Origin of the sequence: Nitrosomonas sp. Nm166, assembly GCF_900112825.1 — a bacterium.
In the GTDB taxonomy this organism is placed as follows: domain Bacteria; phylum Pseudomonadota; class Gammaproteobacteria; order Burkholderiales; family Nitrosomonadaceae; genus Nitrosomonas.
The window spans coordinates 1-1397 of record NZ_FONE01000116.1; the positions used below are offsets into that span (position 1 = coordinate 1).

At 41.8% G+C, this 1397-nt stretch carries 2 protein-coding genes; one reads left to right on the forward strand and one right to left on the reverse strand.

Annotated features, from left to right (window positions below):
- Positions 1–258: 258 nt before the first annotated feature.
- Positions 259–528 (forward strand): hypothetical protein, encoded by a 270-nt coding sequence (locus BM021_RS15000; protein ID WP_090721770.1) that lies wholly within the window; start codon positions 259–261, stop codon positions 526–528.
- A 228-nt stretch (positions 529–756) separates the two neighbouring features.
- On the opposite strand, the gene BM021_RS15005 is transcribed toward BM021_RS15000, so the two are convergent.
- Positions 757–1119, reverse strand: coding sequence for a hypothetical protein (locus tag BM021_RS15005; RefSeq protein WP_090721771.1), 363 nt, complete (start codon positions 1117–1119; stop codon positions 757–759).
- Positions 1120–1397 lie beyond the last annotated feature (278 nt).

Consider the following 1397-nt stretch of genomic DNA (forward strand, 5'->3'; position numbering starts at 1 on the left):
GATGATTCTGAGGAAGCTGAGGCTTCTTCTCGCCCTCATTCTCGTGCAATTGCATTGGCCATTAATGAATGATGACGGAGCCAACCATCGTCTTACACTCGCCTACGCCTGAAAATAGAATTGTTCAGGGCTGACTAGGTAATTTATTGAAATTGGCAAAAAGTCTGCCAAAATAGCACTTAATTAATACGTTGAAAGCTGCGCCCTAAAAAGCGTGGCTTTTTTATTTTATACACCCGCCGATGAGCGGGTTTTTTTATGCCCCAAAAAATGGATATCAAAAAAGAACTCAGAGATCAAACTCTGCATTTCATAACAGGTGCAGGCTCAACATTAATTTTATCGCTATTGCTTCCGGTATGGGCTGCGGCTTTATTGGTTGCTGCGTTTGCCTATGGGCAAGAAGTCGTTCAGCGAATATCAAGCGGTCTACCATGGTATAGCTGTGGTACCGATTGCATGCTGGATTTGATCTTTTGCGCAGTTGGCATTGTTGCGGCTGTGTTGATCGAAATTTTTTTATTGTAGATTGAAAGAGCCTTGATGGATATTTATAACATAATTTTAGGCGCTCTTTTAGCAGTTGTTTCTTTTCTGACTGCTTGCACTGGGGTAGCCGGCCATTCAAGGGGAAGGGGATCTGGTGGTGGTTGGCAATAACTATTTTAAAGAATATTTATTACAAATTGATGAATTAGGGTAACAAAAAAACCGCCATCTAGGGCAGGGCGGTTTATGCATCAGGTTTAAAGTGCTTTACTCAGCCGACTTCCTCCTTCCCTGATAAGCCGGACCTGTTCCTGAATCTGATGACCCGGCTGCTGGTGCTGTACCAGATGGATTCGTCCCTGATGATGATCCGGGCCCTGTGCCTAATGGGCCTGAACCCGAGCCGGAGATTGCCTCACTTTGACGATCTCTTTCTAGACGAGCACCAGTTTTATCAGAAGGTTCTTGGTTTCTTTTATCAATCGATTCTTTTTTTGGTTGTGAAAGTACATCACTCTCGTTTTGATTTTTATCTCGGCGATCTTCATTAGATCCAGCTATAGCTATTGAGTTGTGCAAAAAAAAGAGGACCAATATGCCGGTTACATAAACTTGAAGAATTTTTTCCATTTGCTTTGCTCCGGTTATCGATGGAGTAAATATAATTCCTGTGTAAGATAGATTTGTCTGTTAGCTATGCCGCATAATTTCTAAATTCTTTCCTTATACCCAATAAAAACCCGCCGAAGCGGGTAAGTAATTAAGTTCATTCCATTGGTGCCTTAGTCAGAGTATCCGGTGTGTCCTGCTAATCTGGATATTGCACGAGCATCAAAAATAAGAGCGAATTTGCCAGAGATTCATTTTTCAAGGGGGATAAATCGAGTTTCTATTCAGAATTTATTGTT

What these genes read in the sequence shown, in the direction of transcription:
- BM021_RS15005 (WP_090721771.1), bottom strand. Translation starts at nt 1,119, where the DNA reads ATGGAAAAAATTCTTCAAGTTTATGTAACCGGCATATTGGTCCTCTTT.
- BM021_RS15000 (WP_090721770.1), top strand. Translation starts at nt 259, where the DNA reads ATGCCCCAAAAAATGGATATCAAAAAAGAACTCAGAGATCAAACTCTG.